Here is a 25758-nt window from a genome sequence, read left to right on the forward strand (position 1 = left end):
GAGTGTACTACATTTCATCCGACTACTGCAAGTTCACCACCATTAACTACTACAGGAGATGTCATTTCTATGAATTCAACGCAAGAGCATAAACAGCAATCCCCCGCTTCCGCGAACTGTAAGGTGATTACGGTCTCGGACACGCGGACCAAGGACACGGACAAGAGCGGTAAACTGATGATCGGCTTGCTTGAAGAAGCCGGGCATGCCGTTGTATCTTACAGCATTGTCCAAGACGACTATGAAATAATCCGTGAAACGATCTATTCCGCGGTCAGCAATCCAGAGATTGATGTCGTCCTATTAACCGGCGGTACAGGCATATCGAGCCGGGATACCACCTATGAAGCCGTATCTTCACTGCTTGATAAGGAACTCCCCGGATTCGGCGAGATCTTCCGCTTCCTAAGCTTTACGGAGGATATTGGGTCTGCGGCCATTTTGAGCCGCGCGATCGGCGGCACGCTAAGCCACACAGCCGTCTTCTCGATGCCAGGTTCGACCGGAGCTGTAAAACTTGCGATGAACCGGATTCTGCTGCCTGAGCTGCGGCACATCAAATATGAGCTGGATAAACACAAATCATAATAACAGCGAATTTAACATGCTAAAGAGGGTGTCCCAAAAGTTCTTAGATCTGGCGGGATGCCCCCTTTTTCTGTTAGGAGACGCTCCGTGTACGAATCGTTCCTCCCATCGCTGTTGCCCCCAAATTTCTTGGAACGGTTCTAAGCAAGGATGAAATTCGGGGACAAAGGCGACCGCTCTCGCTTGTCCGGAATCGTTTCGTCCTCTCCGCTAAGTTGTGCAGATCCCCCACATTAGACATACGAAAAGAAACTGGACTTGGAGGACGACATTCCACCTCATCATCTTGTTTGCATCATTCATGAAGCGGTCAACCGCTTGGATGACCGCATCTTTTCGGTTGCCCATCCCGGTGGCGGGCGAGACAGCTACCATCCCAAGATGCTCACCAAAGTCATCATTTACGCCTACACACAGCGAATCTATTTCTCTCGTCAGATCGCCAAACTGGAACACTATTATTTGTATTTCTGCTTCGAGGACTGACGAAAGTGAGCCTATGTCGGATGGCTTTCGCTTGCCCATAATCTACTCAAGCAAGCGATACAGACCGAAAAGCAAGAAATGGCGGTGCAAGGATAACATCCTGAGCACCGCCATTTCTTCATTTGACACATTTTTTATCTGACGAACCGCCCGTCAAGTGAGCAAACCTACTTATGGACAGCTACTTCTCTCCACTCTAACTGCTGGCGCGTCGTTGATGTTTGGCAAGCAGGGAGGGCGCTATTTTTTTGACCTGGTCATAATAGTTATCCGTTTTGTCGCCCGTCGACGTATATACGATGGACGTTTCCTTGTCGCTCATGATCAGGTTATGCCCGCCGGCCGCATTGGCATCCCCTTCTGTAACGCCGAATATCTCCTTGATCCCTTTTTCCCTGGCCGCTTGATCCTGATAGACATACACGGTAATAAACTGGCTTGCATCATAATTGATCCGGTATTGATACGTGATGTTGCCTACGTTGTCCTCCGCATAGGTTTCATTGGTCAGCGGCATGCCCACCTGTTTGAATGAGGCCTTGAGATCCGCAAGGAATTTTCCATTCATGCCCCGCCCCGATATCCGGGCCTCCCTGGAACCTTCCTCGTAAGCCCTCATGTTATATAAGCGCGCCTCGTCCCTGGCCACCTGCCTGGAACAACCGACCGATATGGCAAGAATGGAACAAAGCAATAAAGCGGTAACGATTCTGCGGTAATTCATGTTCACTCACCCTTCCTTAGGTGTCAGAGGTTGCCTTCCCTTAGCATGCCTGAGGATGAGGAACATTATGCGTATGAGAAATCAAGGTAATATTATAGAGCGATGACGCTTCTTCCAACCGCCCTGCCCTGCAGAATGGTGTTCAGCACTTCAGGCAGATCGTGTAGACCGTATTCTGTAATTCCTTCTTGAAGAACAGATGCGGGCTTCCATTCATCGGCCAGCTTCGACCATACCGATCGGCGGAAGGCCATAGGACAATACACCGAATCGATTCCGAGAAGATTGATCCCCCTAAGGATAAACGGAAACACCGTCGAATCAAAAGCACCGCCGCCCGTCATGCCGGAAATGGCGACGCTCCCGCCGTATTTCACGCCTTTCAGCAGTGAACCCAATTGGTTTCCACCGACCGGATCTACCACCGCTGCCCATCGCTCGGCAGAGATGGCCCCCTTGGAGGATGCCGCAGCCTCTTCCCTGGATATCACTTCATGGGCTCCCAGCTTTAAGAGCCAGTCCCTCTGACTTGATTTGCCTGTGGATGCTGTTACGCTATAGCCTAATTGACTGAGGATGGAGACCGCGAAGCTGCCCACGCCCCCTGTTGCCCCCGTAACTAGAACGGCCCCCTGTTCCTGTCGCAGTCCATTCCGTATCAAGGCCTCTATCGATAATGCAGCCGTAAAACCTGCGGTTCCGATAGCCATCGCATCACGCGGGGACAAACCCTGCGGCAACGGGACGAGCCATTCTCCCTTAACCCGTGCGTACTGGCTGAACCCACCTTCATGAGATACCCCTAATTCATAACCGGTACAGAGAACGCCATCGCCTTCCTTGTAATCAGCATGAGCGGAATGCACAACCGTCCCTGCCAGATCAATACCCGGAATGAACGGGTATCGACGGACAATTTTCCCCTCCGGTATGCTGGCTAGACCGTCTTTATAGTTGACCCCGCTGTATAATACCCGCACAATAACGTCACCTTCGGGCAGCTGCTTCAAACTCATGTTCTCCACACTGCCGCGAACCCCTTGCTCATCTTGACGCAGCACGTAGGCCTGAAATTCGGTTTCGTTGTCCACACATATCACTCCTTGGGTTAGTTTAGGTGCTGTAAAGCAATTTGGATCTGCACTATGAATATGTCGAAGCTTTATACAGGAATATGGCGACTTATGCGCTTTCCCGAGAAATGATCCTGCACTCGGCTTAATTAGTCAAAATTATGTTATCATGGAAAAGGAATACTTTTATACAAAAATCACCAGAAGGAGTTGAAATCCAAGTTATGATGCATTCAGAATATAGATCTAAACGTTCATCCTTCCGCTTCTCGTACTTACTCACTTTGGTGACGTTAATTCTGTTATCGGTCGTTTATAAACCGATCAGCCAGTTTTTTGAAGCCCTTGGTATTCCTATACAATCAGGAGGCATTGCCGGCTCGTTTCTCGTGTTCTTCCTGAGCTTGGGGCTCATTCTAACACTGTATCGGCTAATCTTCAGAGTATTCCCCATCATTACCCGGCCTGGTCTCAAAGTATACGTATTAATCGGTCTATTCTTCCTATTGTTTACCGGGATCTACGAATACAGGAGCACACACCGCACAGTTGAAGCGGCCGTGTTCAATGGGGAGCATGCTTTTCTTGAGGCATCTTTTAGGGTTGATCATGCTGAAATCATAAAACCAGAATCATCGCCGAACAAGGCGTATGCTTTCTTGGTTACACCTGGAACAGGATTGCATTTATCAACCTATACCAAGGGATGGTTCGGATGGAACACTTCATTTGCAACAATATTGTACCCTCCTGTTGAAGATTCCTCTTCTCCCTCCGTATTCTCGAAGACAGACAAGTATTCATCACTCGTCCTTGGCATATATAGAAGCCAGGAACCCTTTCAGGTCCAAGTAAATGGTCAGCCGGTCCATACCATACCTTATCAGCAACTCAAGCCATATGTCAGTGAAGATTTGTACATTTGGTATTACGAAAGCCAGCCCGACATGCTAGAGAACAAGGACAAGGTTCATCTCACCGCACGTGACGTAAACGGAAGTATAGTGGATCGACTTGACCTATAGCCGAGTACAAAAAGACGCCCCTTCTCCTGCCAAGCGTCAAGATTGGGAAAGCGTCTTTTTCATTGCTGTATTTTATAACCTACTCTTCATGCTGTTCCATGAACTCGGCCATCATCCGATGTTTCACTTCCCAGACCTCTTCACTCAGATTAACGCGGTATATTTCCGGATTAAGTTTCCGCAGATACTCCGGCCAGAACTGATCCAGCTGAGCATCATGATAGCTGCGAATCTCTTCAAGCTTCGGCAGCTCATACACCAGTTCGCCATTCAGGAACACCGGTTCAAGCATGGACACCGCTTCAAAATTCTTTACATTTTTACGCATGTAAGGATGCAGCGGATTAAACAGCTTTAATTTCCCGTTTTCCGGCGGCATCTCTTCTTCCGGGAAGCAGATGTAATCGGCTATCGCTTTGCCACTTCCCTTGGATATAATGCGGTATACTTCTTTTTTGCCTGGTGTGGATACTTTTTCGGGGTTGCCCGAAATTTTGAGAGTCGGCACCATCTTGCCGTCAACTTCCCGCTCCACGAGCTTATAGACGCCTCCAAGCGCAGGCTGGTCGGCTGCCGTGATCAATTGGGTACCCACGCCCCAAGTATCCACTTTAGCTCCCTGTGCCTTGAGATCCAGAATCGTTCCTTCATCCAGATCATTGGATGCCACGATGCCAACATAATGAAGACCAGCCTCATCCAGCATCTTCCGTGCCTGAATCGACAGATAGGCCAAATCCCCGCTGTCCAGACGAATAGCATTCATCCGCTTCCCTTGGGCCTCCAGCTTCTTCGCTGTTACAATGGCATGGGGAATCCCGCTCTTTAACGTATCAAAGGTATCCACCAGCAGCGTCACTTGATCCGGCATCACCTCGGCAAAAATATCAAAAGCCTCCTGCTCACTCCGGAAGGTCTGCACCCAGGAATGCGCATGCGTACCTTTCGTCGGGATTCCGAACTTCTCGCCAGCCAGCATATTCGATGTGGCATGGAAACCGGCCAGATACGCAGCACGCGCGCCCCAAACCGCTGCATCCGCTTCCTGTGCACGTCTTGTGCCAAACTCCAGCAAGGTATCGCCGCTGGCAACCTGACGGATACGGGACGCCTTGGTGGCGATCAAGGTTTGAAAGTTCATGAAGTTCAAGAGTGCCGTTTCAACCAGCTGTGTTTCAAAAATGGTGCCTTCAACTCGAATGAGCGGCTCATTCGGGAATACCAGCGCCCCCTCTTTCATGGAATGAATATTCCCTTGAAAACGGAACCGGCGAAGCTCCTCCAGAAATTCAGGTTTATACTTCTCTTCCTGTTTGGCCAAATACGCGATATCATCCTCTGTGAAACGCAAGGATTCAATATAATGTACAATCCGTTCAAGACCGGCAAAAACCGCGTATCCGTTACCGAATGGCAGCTTGCGGAAATACGCCTCAAACACCGCACGCGTACGATGAGAGCCATTAATCCAGTGAGCGTACATCATGTTGATCTGGTATTTGTCCGTATGTAGTGCTAATCCTGCTGTCAGCATCACGATCATCCTCCACTGTTACCCGGTTCATCTAGGCTTCCGGGTGGTTCAAGCTGTCTATTGATTAAGAAGTTCCTTACTTCGCACGACCGATGCCCCGAGACTGCCTTGAAAGTGACTTAAAGCCCACTTGTGTCCCTCCGGATTAAAGCTCGCGACGGCATCTTCATAAATCGTAATCCGGTATCCGTAATTATAAGCATCCACTGCAGTATGCAGAACGCAGATATCGGTGCATACTCCGACGAGATCGACTTCGGTAATCCCGCGTTCCCGCAGCTTCTGGTTCAGATCCGTACCGCAAAATGCGCTGTATCTCGTTTTGTCCATCCAATAAATGGTGTCCTTGCGTTCCTCATATACCTGCTGAAGTTCACCGTACAATTCCCGCCCCCGGGTTCCCCGAATGTTATGCGGAGAAAACAGCTTGGTTTCGGGATGATAAGCATCATTGTGCTCATGCAGGTCCACGGCCATTACAACAAAATCACCACGATCACTGTATGACTTGGTTAGCTCCGCGATTGTGTTCTGAATGTTGATGGCGGGTTCGCCTACAGGCAGATTGCCATCCACGAAATCATTCGTGAAATCTATCACGATCAAGGCTTTCATCTGACACACACTCCTCTTCAACATGATTAATGTGATCGATAAAATAACAGCGGGTGAATCCATTCCATTCCTACGTATAAATCGATAGCAGTGGTGCATGATCCGTAAAACGATACAATTGGGCCGGCCGTTGGGAATATTGATTGGAATTTAGCGGCTTGCCGTTCTCATCACGGGCTTCTTCCAGTATCCCCTGCCTGCTGCGGGTCGATGTGATTTTGCGGATGAAATTGGGCTCGTTGAACTCGGGCACGACGGTCTGAATGACCTGGTACAACTCACTCAGTGTAAAATGCTCCGGTAAAAACTGCCGTGCAATTGTCGTTTGCAGCATTTGCTGCTGAATCTTGCGGTACGCATCCATAATGATATCCCTGTGGTCAAAAGCAAGCTCCAGCTCCTCCAGAGCCTCCGCTACAGTAAACAGACCCACCTCTTCCGCATCATCGGCAGCCTGGCGGTGCTCCAGCATCCATTCTTCTACCAACGCATAGAATGCATGGCTGATGATCCAGCCCCTTGGATCCCGTCCCGGTGCGCTGTACACGCCCAAGTACTCCAAGTGACCGCCGTCCACCCCGGTCTCTTCTTTCAGTTCCCGTTTGGCGGCATCGTAAATAGACTCACTCTCACGGCAAAATCCACCGGGGAGTGCCCACATCCCCGCACATGGCCATGATCTTCGCCTGATCAGCATCACCTTAAGCTCACGTATGGGCAATGTCTTGGTGAAGGTTTTCCGTTCCCGCTTCGTCAAGGTAAACATCACGATATCGGCGGGTACACCATCCGGTGTTCTGTATTTCTTGGCACTGCTCTTTGGCGCCTGTTCGCGATCCGTCATTTCCATCACCATAACTATTATTTTGATAATTTCATTATGACATATTTAAAGATGATGTCAAGGATTTCCTGACCTCATCCTCTTTATAAGTGTACTATGCCCTATTCATTCTCATTCTGTGCATAATGCAGCAAGAATAGAAAAGGTGCGGAACCATTCCGCACCTCGTTTCATCTATCCGCAGCTGCTTGGCGGCGTATCTTTTCCTGTTTCCACATTCACTTTTTCCGAAACGGTATCATGAATCACGGACACAACCAGCTGAAGAAGATAATTAATATCGCTTTGACTTTGCTGGAATTCCATCACGAGCGGAATACCGTCAATTTCCTCTTGCAGTTCCTCGATCTCCCGTTCGATTTTGGCAACCATATCCTTGTTCTGGAACGATTCAAAGGCTACGATTTCTTTTTGCTTTTTCTTAATGGTTTTAATCAGGTTTTGAACCCGTTCGTGGTTCTGGATCTTCTCTTCGGCCTGCTTAAACATCTGAACTTCTTCACTGGTGGATATTAATTCAGCCAGCTCGCCGGCTTTTGCTAAAATATCGTCACGTATAATCAATTCACGAGTGTTGTAAGTTGACATACCGTATGTGTTCGTACGAACATGATCATGTGCCAAGGTTCATCGCTCCAATTCTTCATCATCTATATGGGAATATGCAGCACCAGCCGCATTCTGCTCGCAGCCCAATGCTGCATTTGAATGCTGTGCTTCTCTATTATACCGCATCCGAGGCAGGAATCGTGTTCGGGATCATATCCCCTTTGATATACCAGGTCTTCGTATCCGTAATTCGTACATTCACGAAGCTGCCTATGAGATCCGCTGAGCCTTCGAAATGAACCAGCTTATTCGTGCGTGTGCGTCCCGACAGCATGGAATCATTGTTCTTGCTGACACCTTCTACAAGGACCTCCACCGTAGCGCCAAGCAGCCTATCATTGCTCTGGCGGCTGTACTCACTAATGGCTGCATTCAAACGTTGAAGCCGCTCGCTCTTGACCTCCATCGGTACATTATCCTCCATCACTGCAGCCGGTGTTCCTTGGCGAGGAGAATAGATGAACGTATAAGCAGCATCATAACCTACTTCTCGCACAAGAGACAGCGTCTCCTCAAACTGCTCATCGGTCTCACCGGGGAACCCGACAATAATGTCGGTGGTAAACGCTACATTGGGAATTGCCTTCTTAATTTTATGGGCCAGTTCCAAATACGTCTCGCGTGTATATTTGCGGCTCATTTTTTTGAGCACTTCGGAGCTGCCCGACTGTACCGGCAGATGAATATGCTCGACCAGGTTGCCACCCTTCGCCAGCACTTCGATCAGATGATCGTCGAAATCCCTTGGATGGGATGTCGTGAAGCGAATACGTGGGATATCGATCTTGTGAATATCATCCATCAGATCGCCGAAACGGTACTCGATATCTTCAAAATCCTTGCCGTAGGCGTTCACGTTCTGACCGAGCAGCGTAATTTCCTTATACCCTTGCCGGGCCAATTCACGAACCTCAGCAATGACATCCTCCGGACGCCGGCTGCGTTCCTTGCCGCGGGTGTATGGAACGATGCAATATGTACAGAATTTATCACAGCCGTACATAATGTTGACCCAGCCGCGGAGACCTTCTCTCTTCTTCGGAAGATTCTCAACAATGTCGCCCTCCTTGGACCACACTTCAACCACCATTTCCTTGCTGAAGAGCGCTTCCTGAATAAGGTGAGGCAGACGATGTACGTTGTGCGTACCAAAGATCAAGTCCACGAAGCCATGCTTTTGGAGAATTCGATTAACAACCGATTCTTCCTGCGACATACAGCCGCAAACCCCAAGCAGCATATCCGGCTTTTCGATCTTCAAATGCTTCAGGTGGCCGAGTTCGCCAAACACTTTGTCCTCCGCATTTTCACGAATGGCACATGTATTGAGCAAAATGATATCCGCCTGCTTCCGATCCTCGGTTGCCTGGTAGCCCATCTGCTCCAGCAATCCCTTAATCGTCTCGGAATCATGCTCATTCATCTGACATCCGAACGTATACACAATATAATGCTTGCCAGCTCCGATGCTTCGAAACTCTTCCGGCAGCTCAGTATCATACAATACTTCGACACTCTGCTTGCCGCGCTGTTTTTCCTGTCTATGATTAGGCTCCGAAAGGATGTTGATTTCCCGGCCATTGATGCGAATTCTCTTCCCGTGTTCATCTTCCGAGAGAACTTTGGCTCCTGAAAAATCAAAATACTTGGAGTAGTCCTTACTTTCTTTGGACATGCTTGGTCACTCCTTAGATCCGCAAAATCTTTGGTTTACATGACAAAATATCTTAAATAGTACGTGTTCAAAAAGTCAGGTTTTCAGCACCGAGAAGGTTGGATGAAGCTAGGGACTGAGGAGCGGAGCGTAGGCAAAACCTACGTGAGCACCGGAAGGCCCGGCTGAATTCAATATTCGATGTCGATTAAGCTTCATGTGCTGCTTCGTGATCAAAAGATGACTTTTTGAACTACCTCTAATTAGGCACTGTTTTAAATTATATCATGATCTTATTGCCTAAGCTACCACCCTGGCGTTATTGAGGCTAAACCTTAACAGATGAACTTTCTCCTTCAAATTGGCTTCCCGAAACATTTAAACCCTTGGGAAATTTCAAAAAAGAGCCTGAAATCGAAGTGAATCGACTCAGGCTCTTCCAGCTGTGATCGCTTAACAGCAGCACATGCGTGACACATACAGTATGTTCATAAAGGTTTACTGAAGCTATGGATTAATCAATAATTTCAGCAGTGTCTCCGGTTTTGGCGCCAGCAGCGTTAGCTTCATCGGTATCGATGTGCATGTCGAGCGCAAAATTATCGGATACGCGGGCAATGACATTCTCCAGTACAAGACCGCGTTCGCCGCCTAAGCGTACCTTCAGCAGATCCTTGTCTTTAATCCCCCATTGATCCGCAACGGACGTATGGAAGTGAATGTGACGAGCAGCTACGATAACACCTTCGTCCACCGTTACTTCACCTGCCGGGCCTTTAATCGTGATACCCGGGGTACCGGCGATGTTTCCGGATTCGCGTACGGGTGCTTTTACACCGATGGCGAAGGAATCCGTGCGGGAAATTTCCAACTGGGTTGCAGGACGTGCAGGTCCCAAAATTCTTACTTTATCGAATTGTCCCTTCGTTCCAATGACCGCTACCGTTTCGTTGGCTGCGAATTGTCCTGGTTGGGACAATGGTTTGAACTCTGTAAGCTGATATCCAGGGCCGAACAATGCCTCAATATGCTCTTGGGTTAAATGAATATGGCGGGCGGATACACCCACAGGTACAGTTTTACTCATCTGTCTCACTCCTTGTTTTTCTCTATATGCTGTACATGCCATCACCTATTATACTCTCTATTACCCAAAAATAAAAAGGCAACCCGGGTGATTCAGGCCGCCTTCTTCCGTTTCATGAGCAATCTGCAACAGGATTGTCAAAGTTATCCTCGAATCATGGTCGTTATGCGAAAGGTTACTACGCTTGAGCTGACAATGAAGGTAAATTCTGCTCAAGAAAACGGAGGGCATACTCCGACATCCAGCCCTTGACCATCGATTCAGGATAATGTTTAAGCAGCAGCTCTTGAAAATCCGAATACCGGCCCGGATGCTCAAGTCCGGCTACCCATTGATCAATCCCGTCGAAATCCGAACCAAACATGATGTGCTTCTCTCCGCCCATCTCACAAATTTTCTCGATGTGCGGCAATATGTCCTCCGGCTTGACACGCTCTACTCCACTGCGGATAAACCAGGGCACAAACGTGATTCCGATCATCCCGTTTAGCGCGATTAATGCCCTTATCTGTTCATCATTCAAATTCCGGGGATGCTGGCAGACGGAGTACGCATTGGAATGCGAGGCGATGATGGGCCCTTTGGTCAGCTCCGCGAGCTCCCAGAAGCCAGCTTGGGACAGATGGGACACATCCAGAATAATACCTGTCGAATTGCATAGCTCTACCAGTTGACGCCCCCGTTCTGTGAATCCCCCATTTCGCTGCTCCAATGCTCCATCTGCAGCCCAGTTCGCATAATTCCAGGTAATCCCCATAAAACGAACGCCCATCTCATACAAGAGCTGGACGTAATATAGATTCCCCTCCAGCCCGTCAACGCCTTCCAGCGACAGAACGCCGTACCGTCCATTCTTCCGTTGTCCGAACTCTTGGACTTGTTCTTGCCAGAGCAGTGGCTTCAGATGACCCGGTTTAACAATGCGGCTGCGGTAAGTATCTATTTGTCCCAGCACCCGTTCAAAGGAGGGTCTCCCCCATTTCTCCGATAAAAAAACAGCGAACACCTGAAGGACCAGATCGCCCTCCTCCATGCGCTGCAGCGTTACATCCAAATGCGGGTCATCCACAAAGGAGGCTTGGGAATCTTCCCACATTTTGCTCAAAACATCACAGTGAAAATCAACCGTCCGCATCGCGCCATTCATCTCCCTTCTAAACTTATCACAGCAAAAAGCCTGTTTACACCAAGGAGAGTAAACAGGCTAATACCTCAACATTCGAAATTTATCTAGGTTCTACGATCAATTTAATTGCCGTCCGGTCTTCGCCATCAATCACAATATCCGTAAAAGCAGGGATACAAATCAAATCCACCCCGCTCGGTGCTACAAATCCCCGGGCAATTGCTACCGCTTTAATGGCCTGGTTCAGTGCTCCCGCCCCAATCGCTTGCAGTTCCGCCCCGCCTCGCTCCCTAAGAACTCCAGCGAGCGCCCCTGCAACTGAATTAGGATTGGATTTTGCTGAAACTTTTAATACTTCCATGGTAAGTACCTCCCCTGGGAATGTTGAGTGATGGTTTGCTTCCGCTTACTAGATGTTATTCGTGAGAGGGGAAAAAATTCCTGCTTTTTACCATCCGTTCCTAATTTAATTAAACGGATTCCGCCTTTTTTAATCCATCCGCCATTCGTCTTCGTACATGCGGATTTTCTGTATCTTCCGGGCTCTTCCCGTTTCCTCATCCATATCCACGCATACGGCATGGAACTGCCATTTGCCTTCGTCGACCTGGAAACGAGCAGGAAGCTGGGTCTTGAACTTATACATTACCGCATCGCGCTGCATGCCGAGGATGCCTTCCTTGGAACCGACCATGCCGGTATCCGTAATATAAGCTGTTCCTCCAGGCAGTATGGTGTCGTCATTGCTTTGTACGTGGGTGTGCGTTCCAACCACCATCGAGGCGCGGCCTTCCAGATGCCATCCCATGGCAATCTTCTCCGAGGTTGCCTCTGCATGGAAGTCCACCAGAATGCACTTCGTCTTCTGGAGAAGTTCATCCACAATGTCATCGGCTGCACGAAACGGGCAATCGATCGCTGGCAGGAATGTTCGTCCCTGTAAATTCACAATCGCTAGCTGTTTGCCGTTCGCTTTGATGATCGTGTATCCGCGGCCCGGTGTGCCGGGCGGAAAGTTTGCCGGACGAATCATGCGAGGCTCATCATCGATAAACTCAAAAATATCCTTGTTATCCCATGTGTGGTTTCCCAAGGTGATGCCATGAATGCCCCAATTAAAAAATTCATTGGCTATGGCCGAGGTAATGCCGCGTCCTGAAGCTGCATTCTCCCCATTGGCAATAATGATGTGCGGATTATATTTGGACTTCAGCTCCGGAAGGGAAGCCTTCAAAGCTTTACGACCTGTACTGCCGACAATGTCTCCGATGAATAATACGTTGATGTCAATCACTCCTTCAGGGATGCTTGTCCTGATTCCCGGCAAGACCGTTCCCGATTCATAAATGTCCGAACTGTATTTTCGGAAATTTTAAAGATAAAAAGTGGCCGGATTGCGGCCACTTTTTAAGGTCCAAACTCTATTTTGCGTAATCCACCGCTCGGGTTTCCCGGATAACGGTGACTTTGATATGACCCGGATAATCCAGTTCATTCTCAATCGTTTTGGTAATGTCGCGTGCCAGGCGGAATGCTTCAGCATCGTCGATTTTCTCAGGCTGTACCATGACACGAACTTCACGTCCTGCTTGAATGGCATAGGATTTCTCAACGCCTTCAAAGGATTCGGAAATTTCTTCGAGCTTCTCAAGACGACGGATATACGTCTCAAGCGTCTCTCTGCGTGCTCCCGGTCTGGCAGCAGACAATGCGTCAGCTGCGCCAACCAGCATGGCAATAACCGAAGTTGCTTCACAATCACCGTGATGAGAGGCAATGCTGTTGATAACCACCGGATGTTCCTTATACTTCTTCGCCAGCTCCACGCCGATTTCAACGTGCGATCCTTCCACTTCATGATCCAGCGCTTTACCGATGTCATGCAACAGTCCTGCCCGTTTCGCAAGCACGATGTCTTCGCCCAACTCGCCGGCCATCAGGCCAGTCAAATAGGCCACTTCCATGGAGTGTTTCAACACATTTTGTCCATAGCTTGTACGGAATTTCAGTCGACCCAGAATTTTGATCAAATCTGGATGCAAACCGTGTACGCCAACCTCGAAAGTGGCTTGTTCTCCGTACTCGCGAATGCGTTCGTCCACTTCCTTGCGGGATTTCTCCACCATTTCTTCGATACGAGCCGGATGAATCCGTCCGTCTGCCACGAGCTTTTCCAAAGCTGTACGGGCAATTTCACGGCGAATCGGATCAAAACCGGAGAGAATAACAGCTTCCGGAGTATCATCGATAATAAGGTCAATCCCTGTAAGGGTCTCAAGCGCACGAATGTTTCGGCCTTCACGTCCGATAATCCGGCCCTTCATTTCTTCATTCGGCAAGGTGACTACAGATACCGTGGTCTCAGCTACGTGATCAGCCGCACAGCGTTGAATAGCCAGCGTGATGATCTCGCGTGATTTCTTATCTGCCTCTTCCTTCGCCTGCTGCTCGATTTCTTTAATCATCTGAGCGGTTTCATGACGAACTTCCTGCTCAACATTACTGAGAATAATGCTGCGGGCATCCTCCATCGACAGGTTGGAGATGCGCTCCAATTCTGTCGTTTGTTTCTTGTAAATGGCATCGATTTGCTGCTGGGTCTCTTCTATTCGTTTCTCTTTGTTCGCCACTTGTTCTTCTTTACGTTCCAAAGATTCTATTTTTTTATCCAGCGACTCTTCCTTTTGCAACAATCTGCGCTCCTGCCGTTGAATTTCATTCCGGCGCTCACGAGTGTCTTTTTCAGCTTCGGCTCTGATTTTATGAACTTCGTCTTTAGCTTCGAGAACCGTTTCTTTCTTCAATGCTTCTGCTTCCTTCTTCGCACTTTCTACGATCTGCAAAGCGGCATGCTCGGCACTGGAAATTTTAGCTTCTGCAAGGGATTTGCGAATAAAATAACCGAACCCAAAGAATATAGCGGCTACAACGAGAACGATTATGATCCACCAAATTGGATGCATCTGATCACCTCCTCGTTGGTTCCTCCAAGGCATTCCTTGGGAAATGTGCAATTGTCAGGTTACTCATTCATACATAAAATTTTCCGGCAGTGGAAGCTGCCGTCCATACTGCGAACGCCGTATCACGTACGCAAATCCCGCCTTACCCAGCGGAATACATTTCACTATGAATTGGCGATTTAAGAATCTTTCACAAAGTAGTCACTTTTTTGGAAGGAAAAAGGATTCTAATTTATGATAAAAAGATTCATATTTATTTTAGTATTTATAAAAAGATATTGTCAAGGGAAAGCAATGGGTAAACGTCAGTTTCATCCAACGAAACCATTTCTTTCACGAAAAAGTGCCCAATTTGCCCTTTATTCGAAATCTTCCAGTCCATCGTCCCACTCACCCTGTTGCTGATCCTCATCGACCAGACGTTTGAGTACCTGACGCACCTGGTCCCCGCCGAAGCCCCTACGCATTAAATATGCTCCCGTTTTACGTTTGCGATCCAGCATCTCCCCATGGGTTTGCTGCCATTTTTTCCGTCCCACGGCGAGCGCGCTCTCCAATTCGGCATCTGCACTGATCTCGCCCAATGCCTCGGAGATCAGCTCCGTGCCGATTCCCTTCTGTCTCAGTTCCTGCTTGACCCACAGCCGTCCCTTCTTATGGCTGGTCATTCGCTGCTCTGTCCACATCTTGGCGTATAACGCGTCATCAATCAGCTTGTCCTTCTCCAGGCGCTCCAGCGTCGTCTCCACGCTGCTCGGCTCGAAACCTTTTTGCTGCAGTCGCTGGGTGATCTCCTTGGCTGTTCTTGGCTTCCTAGCCAGATGATTCAACGCCTCTACGTAAGCCCGCTGTCGCTCGTCGGCCACGATAATTTCTTCCAACTCTTCCTTACGAAAAACATTTCCCTTGAACATCCTGTATTTCAGCATTACATCTTCATGAACGGTCATGAGGTACGGACCAAACGCGATTCGGTATCGATGTTTGGGCTTTTTCAGCATTTCGACTGAAGTTACAACCAAATCCTCGTGAGCCGGAAAATGCTCAATACCTGATGATTCTGCCTGCTCCGACATTTCTTTATTCTCTTCTTCCATATGTCGCTCCTCTCACTACCGCGCCATCCTGAGTAAAATAACCAAGACTGACTCTCAATTCTGGATAAATGCAAAGAAGACCGTCTGGTGTTACAAACACCGGACAGTCCTCAACACTTAATCGTTAACCAGCAATTTACTACTCTACTTTAAACAACTCTTGCTCTTCTATTTCCTCTTGTTCCTTATCCTTCTCGGAAGGCTCAGGAACAGCCGTAGTCAGATTGCTCGCTTCACGGATTTTGTTCTCGATAACACTAGCAATCTCCGGATTCTCCTTCAAGAATTGCTTCGCATTCTCACGTCCTTGGCCAAGACGGTCACCTGCATAAGAATACCATGCACCACTCTTATCCACGATATCGAGGTCCGTTCCGATATCGATTAGGCTTCCCTCTCTAGAGATGCCTTCACCGTACATAATATCAAGCTCAGCCTGTTTGAAAGGTGGCGCTACCTTGTTCTTAACAACCTTAATCCGTGTGCGGTTACCCACCACATCGTTCCCCATCTTGATGCTCTCAATTCGACGCACATCCAAACGAACCGTCGAGTAGAACTTCAGAGCACGTCCGCCTGGAGTCGTCTCAGGGTTACCAAACATAACACCAACCTTCTCACGAAGCTGGTTGATAAAGATGGCAATCGTTTTCGATTTATTAATAGCACCCGACAATTTACGAAGAGCCTGGGACATCAGACGAGCTTGCAGACCCACGTGGGAGTCCCCCATGTCGCCTTCAATTTCAGCTTTTGGAACAAGCGCAGCAACCGAGTCAATAACGATGACATCCACTGCACCACTGCGTACCAGAGCTTCCGCAATTTCCAACGCCTGCTCACCCGTGTCCGGTTGGGAGAGCAGCAATTCATCAATATTAACGCCCAGTTTACTTGCATACGATGGATCCAGAGCATGCTCGGCATCGATAAATGCGGCCTGTCCACCAGCCCTCTGAACTTCCGCAATAGCATGGAGGGCTACTGTTGTTTTACCGGAGGATTCCGGTCCGTACACTTCAATAATCCGGCCTCTAGGCAATCCGCCGGTTCCTAAAGCTATATCCAATGCCAACGATCCGCTCGGCACAATCTCAACTTGCATGTGGGTGGATTCACCCAGTTTCATGATGGAACCTTTTCCGAACTGTTTCTCTATCTGACGAAGCGCCATTTCCAGCGCAGCACGACGATCTGACAATTGTTCCACAACCCTTCACTGTTGATAGTCATATCATACCTTGTTTTGACACGTTTGCCAAGCTTTTTTTCGAACATACATTCGTTTTTTTTTATTCAACGCCCCTTCCGGTATATGCTCCATCCCCTATGTATAAAGAACAAGAACCGTGGCAACATCATTCGATATGCCACGGTTCTTCCGTATTTCCCATTATACTTGGAACTGTTGGTTAATTCAAGAAGAGGTACCAAGCAAGGTGTAAATTATTTACTTTTTTTGAAAAGCGGATATCTCTATTTTCGCAAAATTAATCTTGTTTGGAGGCAACAAGACGCTGCCAAAGCCGGTAGAGCAGCGCCTTCGTCGCACGGAGCCGGATCGTCTCACGGTTACCCTGGAGGTGCAGCTCATACACTTCTGTTTCTTTTCCCCGTTGAGACAATCCGATGTAAACAAGACCTATAGGCTTGCGTTCAGCGTACCCTGGACCTGCTACGCCCGTTACCGATAAACCAAAGTCGCTGTCGGTTACCATCCGAACATGATCTGCAAGCGCTTCGGCAACCTCCGCACTGACGGCTCCCGGCGCATCATCCCCCTCAAGCAGCGCATGCGGGATATGCACAAGCTTCTCCTTGATCTGGTTAGTGTAACAGACGATCCCGCCAAGGAACATCGATGCGCTGCCGGGGATGGAGGTCAGCGTCTCTGCTACAAGGCCTCCCGTGCAGCTCTCCGCGGCGCTCAGCGTCCAGCTATGATCTGCCATCATATCCACGATAACCTTCTCAATGGGCACATCCTCGTTAGCATACATAAACTCAGGGCCTCTCTCCTGGATCCGGGCTTCCAGTTCATTCAGCCGGACCATCGCCTCAGCCTCGCTGGAGGCCTTCGTGGAGATTCGGACGGTGACCTCCCCTTCCTTGGCATACAATGCAATCGTCGGATCGGTCTGGGCCGTAATCAGGTCTTCCAGGCGCTTATCAAGCGCGGACTCCCCGATGCCTGCGAATTTGAGCATCTTCGAATAGATGGGAAGCTCTCCCGTAAGCACATGCTGCAGAAGCCAAGGCTTGGCCTCCTGTTCAAACATCGGCATCAGTTCTTTCGGCGGTCCGGGCAACACAATATAATGAGTGCCTTCATACGATACCGCGTTCCCGACGGCGAGGCCTGTTTCGTTCGGAAGCGGAGTCCCTCCCTCGATAGCCAGGGCCTGGCGCCGATTGTTCTCGGTCATTACGGATCCCCGTTCTTGGAAGAAACGTTCGATCCGGTCCATAGCCATCCGATCAATATGCAATGAACGATTCAGAAAGGATGCGAGCGCATCCTTCGTCAGGTCATCCTGTGTGGGGCCCAGGCCGCCGGACAGAAGCACGATATCGGCTCTGCTGCTGGACAGCCGCAAGGTCTCCTTGAGCCTCTCCATGTTATCCCCAACAACGGTTTGATAGTACACATCGATTCCCATTGAGGCAAGCTGTCTGGACAAATACTGTGCATTGGTATTCACAATCTGTCCAAGGAGAAGTTCGGTTCCAACTGCAATGATTTCTGCTTTCATGATTCGTCGATCCTCCTGTATCTTCTATCTCTTCACAATACTCGCCACTCGCCGTCACAAATTTATTACCCTGCGGAAGAAAAAAGCAATAGGATAGCTCCTATTGCCGTTATGCCCCGGTACCTTTAAGAAGATGCCTGTTCTGGACAAAATATTCGATTCCCGAATAGATCGTAATTATCGCGGCAGCCCAGATTGCAATGACATCAAACGGAATTCCCAAGAATACAAACGGGAAATTATTGATCAGAAGCGCGACAATTGCCACAATCTGAATCACCGTCTTGATTTTTCCTGATTGACCTGCTGCAACGACGGAACCTTCCAGGAGCGCAATTTGTCTCAAGCCAGTAACCGCGAATTCTCTGCTGATAATGACAACAGCAATCCATGATTCACATTTCCCCATCTCCACAAGCGATATGAGGATAGCTGCCACCAGCAGTTTGTCCGCGAGCGGATCCATAAGTTTACCCAGGTTTGTCACCATATTGTTTTTCCGGGCCAAATACCCGTCAATCCCATCCGTGCTTGCAGCAAGTATGAATATCAAAGCCGCAATCAATTGGTTATAGGGCAGGACAAAATCATTCCATACAATAGGAGCCGGATAAAAATCGAAATCCACCAGCAGAAAAATCATCATGACAGGGATCAAGCAAATGCGGGCCAACGTGATACGATTGGGTAAATTCATGGGGCAACCTCCCTTGCAACGGGTTGTCTTGAAATTTTCGCAGACCCCGCGACTGTTAACCATCTGTACTTCAATAGGGTCGCTCTTCCCAAGAGCCTAAAGGGTTTGAAGCGTGAAGCGCTGTCTGTCATATTCATCCCCCAGTGATCTATGTATACGTTAATCCTTATATATCGTTTTTTAGTATAATATTTCCGTTGACGCCCTGTCAAAAGAAACAACCTGTCCATCCAATCCTACGTGAGCCTGTGACGGCGTTTATTTGAAATTGGTGAACTGCAGGTCCAGAGAAAGATCCGCTTTGCGAAGCAGCTGCATGATCTGTTGAAGATCGTCCTTGTTTTTTCCGGTTACCCGAATTTGGTCACCTTGAATCTGACTCTTGACCTTCAGCTTGGAATCACGGATCAATATATTGATCTTTTTCGAATTTTCCTGATCGATTCCTTGCTTTAAGGTCAAACGCTGGCGAACGGTACCCATGGAAGCCGGCTCGATCTTGCTGTACTCCACATTTTTCAGCGACAAGCCCCGTTTCACCATCTTGGTTTGCAAAATATCAATAACGGCGTTGAGTTTATACTCGTCATCGGATGCAATGACCAGTGCGTCCTTGTCCAGCTTCAAGCTGCTCTTGCTGCCCTTGAAGTCAAAACGGTTCTCAATCTCCCGCTCCGCCTGATTAACCGCATTACTAAGTTCCTGCATATCCATTTTGGATACGATATCAAATGAATTTTCTGAAGCCATGGTGAATCCTTCCTTTCATTAACGATAATGCTTCTATTATAGGTAAAACATAGAGACAAGTCTAATCCCATTAAGGATCAGCGGGTGGATCTGGAACGAAAAAGACTCCGCTTATCGCCAACACTCGGCGAAAACGAAGTCTGCTCCTTCAACTGCTAGCTTTCTCATCCTGCACCGGACGGCGGAACATGCTCAATATACCAAGCAAAATATGTGCCAGTCCAAAGCCTAATATGCCATATCCCCAGTCGCTTGGAATCAAATAATAGCCCAAGAGGCTGACGATGACGCCTAATCCGAATATAATCCAGTTGACCGTCACGAAAGCAACACCTCTTCCATGAAGCGAAATAACAGCATGCAGCTGCATGCTGTTATGATGGCCTGGAGGTGAGACAATTATTCTACATCCGTAGTGCCTGTAGAGTCAGTAGTACTGGTATCCGTAGTCCCTGTGGAACCATCTGCCGGCTCCAGCAAGATACGCGACGTTGATTTCCCATCTGTTACGGGCTGGCCGCCAACCGTAATGGTGGTTGCAGCGGAATTCCCCGATTTCACGTAGAGTCCCTGGCTATCCAGGTCAAAGCTGAGCGCAGCACCATTCTCAAGCATTTGGAAAGCCAGCTTCTCCCCGGAGGTATTGTAACCACGATACACTTCTACCCAGCTCTTTCCTTCACTTGTTGCCACAATTTCAACCTTCACAGACGAGCCTGATACCTTAAATACGGTGTTCTTGCCTTCCGTCCGGTCCTGCGTCACCGTAGTTGCTCCAGGCGTTGTATTCCCTGGTTCATCGATGTCCGTGCCATCTGTTCCATCCGTTGCGTCTGTGCCTTCACCGTCTGTGCCTTCGTTACCTGTACCGTCCGTGGCGTTATCGCCGCCCTGCGCTCCGTCACCTGGCGTGGCGGGATCCGTATTGCCAGAATCTTCCGGCTTTTGCGCTTGATCCGTCTGCGTCTGGTCATTATTGCTTACCTGAGGTTCATCCTTAGGCTCATTCGAATTGATTGCCACCAAATAAATGACGACAACGATCAGAATCGGGAATGTCCACATCAGCAGAGTAGGCAGCCATTTCATGTTCCGTTCGGCTGAAGGTCTGGTGGCACGCTTTTGAATAACCGGCTCCATGGTCGCTTCCGGTTCGGATTTAGGCACATCCTGTTTATGGCCTTCAAGCAGTTCGTCCGGGTCAATCCCCACCGCTTCCGCATAGGTTTTGATGAATGCCCGCACGTAAAAACTGCCGGGAAGTACTTTGTAATCCCCTGCCTCGATGGCTTCCAAGTATCGCTTGCGTATTTTTGTCATTTCCTGCACATCATCAAGGCTCATCCCTTTTTGTAGACGCGCCTCCCTCAATTGCTGTCCCAGTTCGGACATGCCATCACCTCCTACTTTAGAATTTCGTGGTCAAAGTCAAAAAAATATTATAAATCGTCACTATAAGAGCCCGTGAACGTATCATAAACGATTTCCTCTTCCGGATTGTTTCGCAATTCGATTATAATGTCGAAATCATCATAGGAATATTCGGATTCGCGAACAAAAATATCCGGATGCTCGATCACCTTCGTGCTCCCCATCCCCATAATATCCTGCAGGAGTTGATAGTGGCGCTCATTCGATCGGATCGTGCTGACAATCCCGTCAATGATGAAAACGTTGTTCGAGTTCATCTCGTCCTCAGAGAGTTGACTGCGAATGGTTTGGCGGAGCAGCGTAGAGGAGACAAACGTCCAGCGCTTCATCGCGCAGACACTGCCAGCGATAATGGACTCGGTTTTGCCGACGCGAGGCATTCCGCGAAGACCGATGACCTGATTACCTTCCCTTTTGAACAATTCACCCAAAAAATCAACAAGTAAACCGAGCTCATCACGCGTAAAACGAAACGTTTTACGATCATCCGAGTCCCGGTCAATATATCGTCCATGTCGGACAGCCAAAATATCCACCAGTTTTGGGGGTCTCAAGGCTGTTACCGTAATATTTTTCATTTTGTTTAACATTTTGCCCATCAGGATAATTTTTTCTTCATCATCCGTTTCCAGCAGCATTCCGCGAGTTTGGCCTTCAACGCCGTTAATTGTCAGGATGTTGACTTCGAGCATACCTAACACGGATGCAATGTCACCGAGCAAACCAGGTCGGTTCTTATGTATCTTGTATTCCATGTACCATTGATTCGATTCCACAAAGACACCTCTTTGCACTTCTTTTCCATCAATATTCGACAAATTTCAGCGAAAATCGCACGCAAAAACAGGTCAAATGAAAAATGGGTCACGTTAATGATATATAAAATAAAAATGAAAGGCAAGTATTAACGATGACATGAAAATTACATTCTTTTTTCTTGACAAAAAGCCCCCGTTGGCGGGGGGCTTTTTGCAAGAGGGTTATGCGTTGTTCTTGGCCAGTTTCACCATCAGACGCGCGATAACGTGGCGTTCTTCCTCGTTACCTACATCCCACAATTCTTTCAGTGCCCGGTTGGATGAGTTTTGCGGATCAACCTTCTCATCAAGGAAATCACCAATCTCATAAGCCAGCTGAGAAATGGTGTCTTCACTCATACCCGCTTTCTCGGCTTGAACGACACGATCGCCCAGGAATTTCTTCCAAGAATCAAAGTTTTTGATTACGGATGACATGAGTTAAATCCTCCTTTTGCGTGGTGGCAATTCAGATTTAAAGTAACAATAGTAATATGTCCCCGTAATCAATACCTTATGAGTGGTGAATTGCACCACGAACGACGATCAGGTCACCCAGCCGCCATTTGGGCTGATCACTTGCCCGGTAATGTATCCCGACTCGGGCAGCGCCAGAAAATACACCAGTGATGAAATCTCATCCGGCTGTGCCAATCTGCCGACCGGAATCTCATCCTCCAGCATGCGGATTTCATCCGATTCCAGATGCCCCAGCATGGACGTATCCACCGCTCCGGGTGCAACGGCGTTCACCGTCACGCCTGATGGGGCAAGCTCCTTCGCAAGGGCCTTCGTAAAGGCGTTAACGCCGCCCTTGCTTGTTGAATACAATACCTCGCAGGAGGCACCCGATAAACCCCAGATCGAGGACACATTGATAATCCTGCCAAAACGATGAGAGATCATACGCCCCATAAACGCCTGGGAACACAGAAACATCCCTCTCAGGTTAATGGACATCAAAGTGTCCCACTCTTCTTCCGTCACGTCAGACAGAAGCCCATAATGGGATACCCCGGCGTTGTTTACCAGGATATCGGGCTCCATATCATGACTCTGCAGCTTCTCTTTCATGCGCAATATCTGCTCTTTGTCGCGAAGGTCCGCAGATACGGTTAATACCTTAGCTCCATAGCCCATACAGCGACGGGCAACTTCATTGGCCGCTTCATGCGAATTCATATAGTGAATAACCACATTCATGCGTACCGAGGCAAAGCGCTCGGCAACAGCCGCACCAATGCCTCTGCTCGCACCGGTGATCAGCACCGTCATTTCCCCGATCGGTTTCAGTTCTCTTCCCATGTCTTGCTTCATTACGGACTCACAACGATTGATACGGCCAATTGATCCCAATCGACATGCTCCTGCAGGCGGCGGTTTACATCTTCAATGGTAATGGATTCATAAACCGAAAGAACCTTGAAGAAATCCACCCCGCGGAATTGATAGCGAGTGAATTCATGAGCAATGTTTTCCGGGGAATTGAGCATACGCAAATATCCGCCCATTTTCTTTTTGCGGGCACGTTCAAAGTCGGAGACCTGAAATCCGGTTGCCTTTAGCTTATCCACCTCAGTGCGGATGCGCTCCAGCAGTTGATCCGGATCCTTTGTATCTCCGCCAACCGCAGAGAACGCATACTGGGGTGAACTGTTATACTCATGGCCGAAGCTGTCGGAAATCAAATCTTCGTCATATAGCTGCTGATACAATTCCGTACTGGATCCGAACAGGAGATCCATCATCAGCTTCGTTGTCAAATCACGTCGCAGCTGCTCCTCGGCCGTTAAACCGACCTGCTTCTCCTTGAAGCCGAACAGGCATTTCGGAAGTGATACAGCCAGGCGGCTCTCTCTCCGCTTCTCTTCAACTCCCTGCGGCTCTTGATCGAATAAACGCTCAATGGAGCCTTGCTTCTCATACGATTTCGCGGCTTGATTTGAACGGATCAGGTTCATCGTTTCTACAGGATCTACGCCACCCACCACGAACAGCAGCATGTTGCTCGGGTGATAAAACGCATTGTAGCACGTATACAGATCTTCCTTTGTGATCGTCCCGATGGATTCAACCGTACCGGCAATATCAATATGCACCGGATGCACCTTATACATCGCTTCGATCAGACCGAAGTATACGCGCCAATCCGGATTGTCCTGGTACATGTTGATTTCCTGGCCGATAATCCCTTTTTCCTTCTCCACGTTCTGATCGGTAAAATAAGGGTTCTGCACGAAATTGATCAGTGTCTCCAAATTTTCATGGATGTTCTCCGTGGCAGAGAAGAGATACACGGTCTGGTCAAAGCTTGTAAATGCATTCGCCGAGGCACCGTTCGAGGCAAACTTGGCAAAAACGTCGCCTTCCGGCTCCTCAAACATTTTGTGCTCGAGAAAATGCGCAATGCCATCAGGAACGCGAGTTTCGGACTCGCCTTCGACCTTGAAATGGTTATCCACCGAACCGTATTTGGTTGCGAAGGTCGCATAAGTTTTCTGGAAGCCGGGTTTAGGCAGCACGTACACGTGCAGCCCGTTATCCATCACTTCGTAATACAGCGTTTCCTGCAGGTTGTCATAATGAATGCTCTCCACCGGCTATTCCTCCTTTTGACCTTTCAGGAAATAGATCGTATCCAGCGAAAATGCCGCAGCCGCCTGCTTCACATCATCCACTGTAATGCCTTCCACCTGCTGCAGCAGCTCATCCGGCGTACGTTCCCGGCCTGACAGCGTTCGATTGAAGTCATAGGCAATCATCTCAAAGGCCGAATCCTGCATTTCCTTAATTACGTTGCGAATCATCGCTTTCGTTTGGGTCATTTCGATATCCGTAATGGCACCCTTAGCCATGTCATCAAGCTGTTGGCGAATAATTTGGACGGCCTTCTCGAAATTTTGAACTTCGATGCCGGACTGAATGGTAGCAATCCCTTTATGACCGTCATATCGGGACGACGCGTAATACGCCAGACTTTCCTTCTCCCTCACGTTAACGAATAGCTTTGAATGCGGGTAACTTCCCAAAATCCCGTTATACATGAGCGCAGCGGCATACTCATCATCGCCGTAAGTAATCGTGCTTCTCAGGCCCATGTTGAGCTTGCCTTGATTAATGTCCAGCTTCTCCACAACCGTCTGCGTCTCGCTCGCGACCGTTCGTGTGGTGGAAGGGACATAATCCTTACTTCCGGTTCGGTTCAGTTTAAAATGCTCCTCTACGAGCTTCTTCACCTCATCCAAACTCGTATCGCCAACTACATACAGATCAAGAACAGATTCATTAAGCCAATTCTGATAGGACTCATACAAGCCTTCCGGCGTGATACCATCAAGATCCTTCCGTTCTCCTAACGGATGCAATCGATACGGTTCGTTCTTGCACATGACCTCAATGCAGCGTTCCGCGGCGTAACGAATCTTATCATTGACGATGGACTCCAGCTTCTTGCGGACCGTGTCACGCTCGGTCTGTACATAAGATTTGCGGAATGCGCCATTCTCTAGCACAGGCTGGGTGAAAGCTTCACCCAAAAAAGCAAATGAAGAGCGCAGCAGGCTCTCCGGACTCTTAACAAAAGAGTCATTGATCGTATCCATGCGAAAGTGCACGATCTGATAATCGCCACGCTTATACACGTCAAATCCAAATCCGGCGCCATATAACTGCTCCAACTGCTCTCGGAATGCTCTTGTTTCCGGGTATGAAACGGTTCCTCTGCGCAGCACAAAAGGTGTAAGCGCGGTCGAGGTCACGGTTTCTTCTGCTAATGGACTTCCGGCGTAAAGCGATATCGCAAATGTCTTGAATCGGTTGGTCGGCAACACGTGAATTCGTATTCCTCCGGCCATACCGTGTTCAAATTCCGTTTTCGTCAAGGTCCATATCCCCTTACATCATGG

At 48.7% G+C, this 25758-nt stretch carries 26 protein-coding genes and 1 pseudogene; 3 read left to right on the forward strand and 24 right to left on the reverse strand.

The window, feature by feature from the left end; all coding sequences use genetic code 11:
- The first annotated feature begins 69 nt into the window (after window positions 1–69).
- Together ACOZB4_RS10495 and ACOZB4_RS10500 are read left to right on the forward strand one after the other, a co-directional pair.
- Window positions 70–588, forward strand: coding sequence for a MogA/MoaB family molybdenum cofactor biosynthesis protein (locus ACOZB4_RS10495; RefSeq protein WP_379404604.1), 519 nt, complete (start codon window positions 70–72; stop codon window positions 586–588).
- Between the two features lie 252 nt (window positions 589–840).
- A pseudogene (locus ACOZB4_RS10500) lies at window positions 841–1059 on the forward strand (transposase); the annotation flags it as partial.
- Between the two features lie 211 nt (window positions 1060–1270).
- Here ACOZB4_RS10500 and ACOZB4_RS10505 read toward each other — a convergent pair.
- Both ACOZB4_RS10505 and ACOZB4_RS10510 read right to left on the reverse strand, forming a co-directional pair.
- Complete coding sequence (locus ACOZB4_RS10505) at window positions 1271–1798, reverse strand: hypothetical protein (RefSeq protein WP_379404608.1); 528 nt, start codon at window positions 1796–1798, stop codon at window positions 1271–1273.
- Between the two features lie 92 nt (window positions 1799–1890).
- Window positions 1891–2889, reverse strand: a complete 999-nt coding sequence (locus ACOZB4_RS10510) for an NADPH:quinone oxidoreductase family protein (protein ID WP_379404610.1) — start codon at window positions 2887–2889, stop codon at window positions 1891–1893.
- A 206-nt stretch (window positions 2890–3095) separates the two neighbouring features.
- Here ACOZB4_RS10510 and ACOZB4_RS10515 point away from each other — a divergent pair, with 206 nt between their 5' ends.
- Window positions 3096–3896, forward strand: coding sequence for a hypothetical protein (locus ACOZB4_RS10515; protein WP_379404612.1), 801 nt, complete (start codon window positions 3096–3098; stop codon window positions 3894–3896).
- 79 nt (window positions 3897–3975) lie between these two features.
- Here the strand turns inward: ACOZB4_RS10515 and ACOZB4_RS10520 are convergent, their stop codons facing one another.
- From ACOZB4_RS10520 to yfmF, 22 genes are all read right to left on the reverse strand, one after another.
- Complete coding sequence (locus ACOZB4_RS10520) at window positions 3976–5430, reverse strand: nicotinate phosphoribosyltransferase (RefSeq protein WP_339273603.1); 1455 nt, start codon at window positions 5428–5430, stop codon at window positions 3976–3978.
- Between the two features lie 57 nt (window positions 5431–5487).
- Complete coding sequence (locus ACOZB4_RS10525; RefSeq protein WP_379404614.1) at window positions 5488–6045, reverse strand: cysteine hydrolase family protein; 558 nt, start codon at window positions 6043–6045, stop codon at window positions 5488–5490.
- A gap of 70 nt (window positions 6046–6115) precedes the next feature.
- Window positions 6116–6901 carry an NUDIX hydrolase gene (locus ACOZB4_RS10530; protein ID WP_071220157.1) on the reverse strand — a complete coding sequence of 262 codons (786 nt, stop codon included), beginning with the start codon at window positions 6899–6901 and terminating at the stop codon, window positions 6116–6118.
- Window positions 6902–7063: 162 nt separating this feature from the next.
- On the reverse strand, window positions 7064–7513 hold the full coding sequence (locus ACOZB4_RS10535) for a RicAFT regulatory complex protein RicA family protein (RefSeq protein ID WP_076324921.1): 450 nt from the start codon (window positions 7511–7513) through the stop codon (window positions 7064–7066).
- Window positions 7514–7613: 100 nt separating this feature from the next.
- Window positions 7614–9173, reverse strand: coding sequence for a tRNA (N6-isopentenyl adenosine(37)-C2)-methylthiotransferase MiaB (miaB, locus tag ACOZB4_RS10540; RefSeq protein ID WP_379404616.1), 1560 nt, complete (start codon window positions 9171–9173; stop codon window positions 7614–7616).
- 493 nt (window positions 9174–9666) lie between these two features.
- Window positions 9667–10239, reverse strand: a complete 573-nt coding sequence (gene pduL, locus ACOZB4_RS10545; protein WP_076324923.1) for a phosphate propanoyltransferase — start codon at window positions 10237–10239, stop codon at window positions 9667–9669.
- Window positions 10240–10417: 178 nt separating this feature from the next.
- A complete protein-coding gene (locus tag ACOZB4_RS10550; protein WP_379404618.1) occupies window positions 10418–11374 on the reverse strand; it encodes a dipeptidase in 957 nt (318 codons plus the stop codon).
- A 91-nt stretch (window positions 11375–11465) separates the two neighbouring features.
- Window positions 11466–11726: a stage V sporulation protein S gene (locus ACOZB4_RS10555; protein WP_006211249.1), complete on the reverse strand. Its 261-nt coding sequence runs from the start codon at window positions 11724–11726 to the stop codon at window positions 11466–11468.
- A 129-nt stretch (window positions 11727–11855) separates the two neighbouring features.
- The gene (locus ACOZB4_RS10560) at window positions 11856–12659 is read right to left on the reverse strand and encodes a TIGR00282 family metallophosphoesterase (protein ID WP_076324925.1); all 804 of its coding nucleotides are present in this window, start codon (window positions 12657–12659) and stop codon (window positions 11856–11858) included.
- A gap of 127 nt (window positions 12660–12786) precedes the next feature.
- The gene (rny, locus tag ACOZB4_RS10565) at window positions 12787–14328 is read right to left on the reverse strand and encodes a ribonuclease Y (RefSeq protein WP_076324926.1); all 1542 of its coding nucleotides are present in this window, start codon (window positions 14326–14328) and stop codon (window positions 12787–12789) included.
- A 359-nt stretch (window positions 14329–14687) separates the two neighbouring features.
- The gene (locus ACOZB4_RS10570; protein ID WP_076324927.1) at window positions 14688–15425 is read right to left on the reverse strand and encodes a regulatory protein RecX; all 738 of its coding nucleotides are present in this window, start codon (window positions 15423–15425) and stop codon (window positions 14688–14690) included.
- 139 nt (window positions 15426–15564) lie between these two features.
- Window positions 15565–16626, reverse strand: a complete 1062-nt coding sequence (recA, locus tag ACOZB4_RS10575) for a recombinase RecA (RefSeq protein ID WP_076324928.1) — start codon at window positions 16624–16626, stop codon at window positions 15565–15567.
- Between the two features lie 289 nt (window positions 16627–16915).
- Window positions 16916–18178: a competence/damage-inducible protein A gene (locus ACOZB4_RS10580; protein WP_339266162.1), complete on the reverse strand. Its 1263-nt coding sequence runs from the start codon at window positions 18176–18178 to the stop codon at window positions 16916–16918.
- A 109-nt stretch (window positions 18179–18287) separates the two neighbouring features.
- Window positions 18288–18875 (reverse strand): CDP-diacylglycerol--glycerol-3-phosphate 3-phosphatidyltransferase, encoded by a 588-nt coding sequence (gene pgsA / locus ACOZB4_RS10585; protein ID WP_076324930.1) that lies wholly within the window; start codon window positions 18873–18875, stop codon window positions 18288–18290.
- 258 nt (window positions 18876–19133) lie between these two features.
- Entirely contained in the window at window positions 19134–19625 is a 492-nt protein-coding gene (locus ACOZB4_RS10590) for a YajQ family cyclic di-GMP-binding protein (RefSeq protein ID WP_076324931.1), read from the reverse strand.
- Between the two features lie 148 nt (window positions 19626–19773).
- The gene (locus ACOZB4_RS10595; RefSeq protein WP_144023504.1) at window positions 19774–19947 is read right to left on the reverse strand and encodes a DUF4175 domain-containing protein; all 174 of its coding nucleotides are present in this window, start codon (window positions 19945–19947) and stop codon (window positions 19774–19776) included.
- A gap of 77 nt (window positions 19948–20024) precedes the next feature.
- The gene (locus ACOZB4_RS10600) at window positions 20025–21017 is read right to left on the reverse strand and encodes a helix-turn-helix domain-containing protein (protein ID WP_076324932.1); all 993 of its coding nucleotides are present in this window, start codon (window positions 21015–21017) and stop codon (window positions 20025–20027) included.
- Between the two features lie 47 nt (window positions 21018–21064).
- Window positions 21065–21832, reverse strand: a complete 768-nt coding sequence (locus ACOZB4_RS10605; RefSeq protein WP_076324933.1) for a DUF3388 domain-containing protein — start codon at window positions 21830–21832, stop codon at window positions 21065–21067.
- Between the two features lie 204 nt (window positions 21833–22036).
- Entirely contained in the window at window positions 22037–22291 is a 255-nt protein-coding gene (locus ACOZB4_RS10610) for a DUF3243 domain-containing protein (protein WP_076324934.1), read from the reverse strand.
- Window positions 22292–22399: 108 nt separating this feature from the next.
- Entirely contained in the window at window positions 22400–23170 is a 771-nt protein-coding gene (gene ymfI / locus ACOZB4_RS10615) for an elongation factor P 5-aminopentanone reductase (protein WP_379404624.1), read from the reverse strand.
- Entirely contained in the window at window positions 23170–24450 is a 1281-nt protein-coding gene (yfmH, locus tag ACOZB4_RS10620; protein WP_379404626.1) for an EF-P 5-aminopentanol modification-associated protein YfmH, read from the reverse strand. Before yfmH ends, ymfI begins: the two co-directional genes overlap by 1 nt.
- A gap of 3 nt (window positions 24451–24453) precedes the next feature.
- Window positions 24454–25734: an EF-P 5-aminopentanol modification-associated protein YfmF gene (gene yfmF / locus ACOZB4_RS10625; RefSeq protein WP_339266169.1), complete on the reverse strand. Its 1281-nt coding sequence runs from the start codon at window positions 25732–25734 to the stop codon at window positions 24454–24456.
- Between the last annotated feature and the right edge of the window lie 24 nt (window positions 25735–25758).

The sequence above is a fragment of the Paenibacillus sp. NPDC058898 genome (assembly GCF_049316025.1).
Lineage (GTDB): Bacteria > Bacillota > Bacilli > Paenibacillales > Paenibacillaceae > Paenibacillus_AQ.

Excerpts from the sequence above, each read along its gene's own strand:
- ACOZB4_RS10570 (WP_076324927.1), bottom strand. The coding sequence starts at position 15,425 with ATGGAAGAAGAGAATAAAGAAATGTCGGAGCAGGCAGAATCATCAGGT.
- miaB (WP_379404616.1), bottom strand. The coding sequence starts at position 9,173 with ATGTCCAAAGAAAGTAAGGACTACTCCAAGTATTTTGATTTTTCAGGA.
- ACOZB4_RS10580 (WP_339266162.1), bottom strand. The coding sequence starts at position 18,178 with ATGAAAGCAGAAATCATTGCAGTTGGAACCGAACTTCTCCTTGGACAG.
- ACOZB4_RS10555 (WP_006211249.1), bottom strand. The coding sequence starts at position 11,726 with ATGGAAGTATTAAAAGTTTCAGCAAAATCCAATCCTAATTCAGTTGCA.
- ACOZB4_RS10495 (WP_379404604.1), top strand. The coding sequence starts at position 70 with ATGAATTCAACGCAAGAGCATAAACAGCAATCCCCCGCTTCCGCGAAC.
- ACOZB4_RS10505 (WP_379404608.1), bottom strand. The coding sequence starts at position 1,798 with ATGAATTACCGCAGAATCGTTACCGCTTTATTGCTTTGTTCCATTCTT.
- ymfI (WP_379404624.1), bottom strand. The coding sequence starts at position 23,170 with ATGAAGCAAGACATGGGAAGAGAACTGAAACCGATCGGGGAAATGACG.
- ACOZB4_RS10520 (WP_339273603.1), bottom strand. The coding sequence starts at position 5,430 with ATGCTGACAGCAGGATTAGCACTACATACGGACAAATACCAGATCAAC.
- rny (WP_076324926.1), bottom strand. The coding sequence starts at position 14,328 with ATGCATCCAATTTGGTGGATCATAATCGTTCTCGTTGTAGCCGCTATA.
- ACOZB4_RS10590 (WP_076324931.1), bottom strand. The coding sequence starts at position 19,625 with ATGGCTTCAGAAAATTCATTTGATATCGTATCCAAAATGGATATGCAG.
- ACOZB4_RS10600 (WP_076324932.1), bottom strand. The coding sequence starts at position 21,017 with ATGTCCGAACTGGGACAGCAATTGAGGGAGGCGCGTCTACAAAAAGGG.
- ACOZB4_RS10550 (WP_379404618.1), bottom strand. The coding sequence starts at position 11,374 with ATGCGGACGGTTGATTTTCACTGTGATGTTTTGAGCAAAATGTGGGAA.
- ACOZB4_RS10610 (WP_076324934.1), bottom strand. The coding sequence starts at position 22,291 with ATGTCATCCGTAATCAAAAACTTTGATTCTTGGAAGAAATTCCTGGGC.
- pgsA (WP_076324930.1), bottom strand. The coding sequence starts at position 18,875 with ATGAATTTACCCAATCGTATCACGTTGGCCCGCATTTGCTTGATCCCT.
- pduL (WP_076324923.1), bottom strand. The coding sequence starts at position 10,239 with ATGAGTAAAACTGTACCTGTGGGTGTATCCGCCCGCCATATTCATTTA.
- ACOZB4_RS10530 (WP_071220157.1), bottom strand. The coding sequence starts at position 6,901 with ATGGTGATGGAAATGACGGATCGCGAACAGGCGCCAAAGAGCAGTGCC.
- ACOZB4_RS10525 (WP_379404614.1), bottom strand. The coding sequence starts at position 6,045 with ATGAAAGCCTTGATCGTGATAGATTTCACGAATGATTTCGTGGATGGC.
- ACOZB4_RS10515 (WP_379404612.1), top strand. The coding sequence starts at position 3,096 with ATGATGCATTCAGAATATAGATCTAAACGTTCATCCTTCCGCTTCTCG.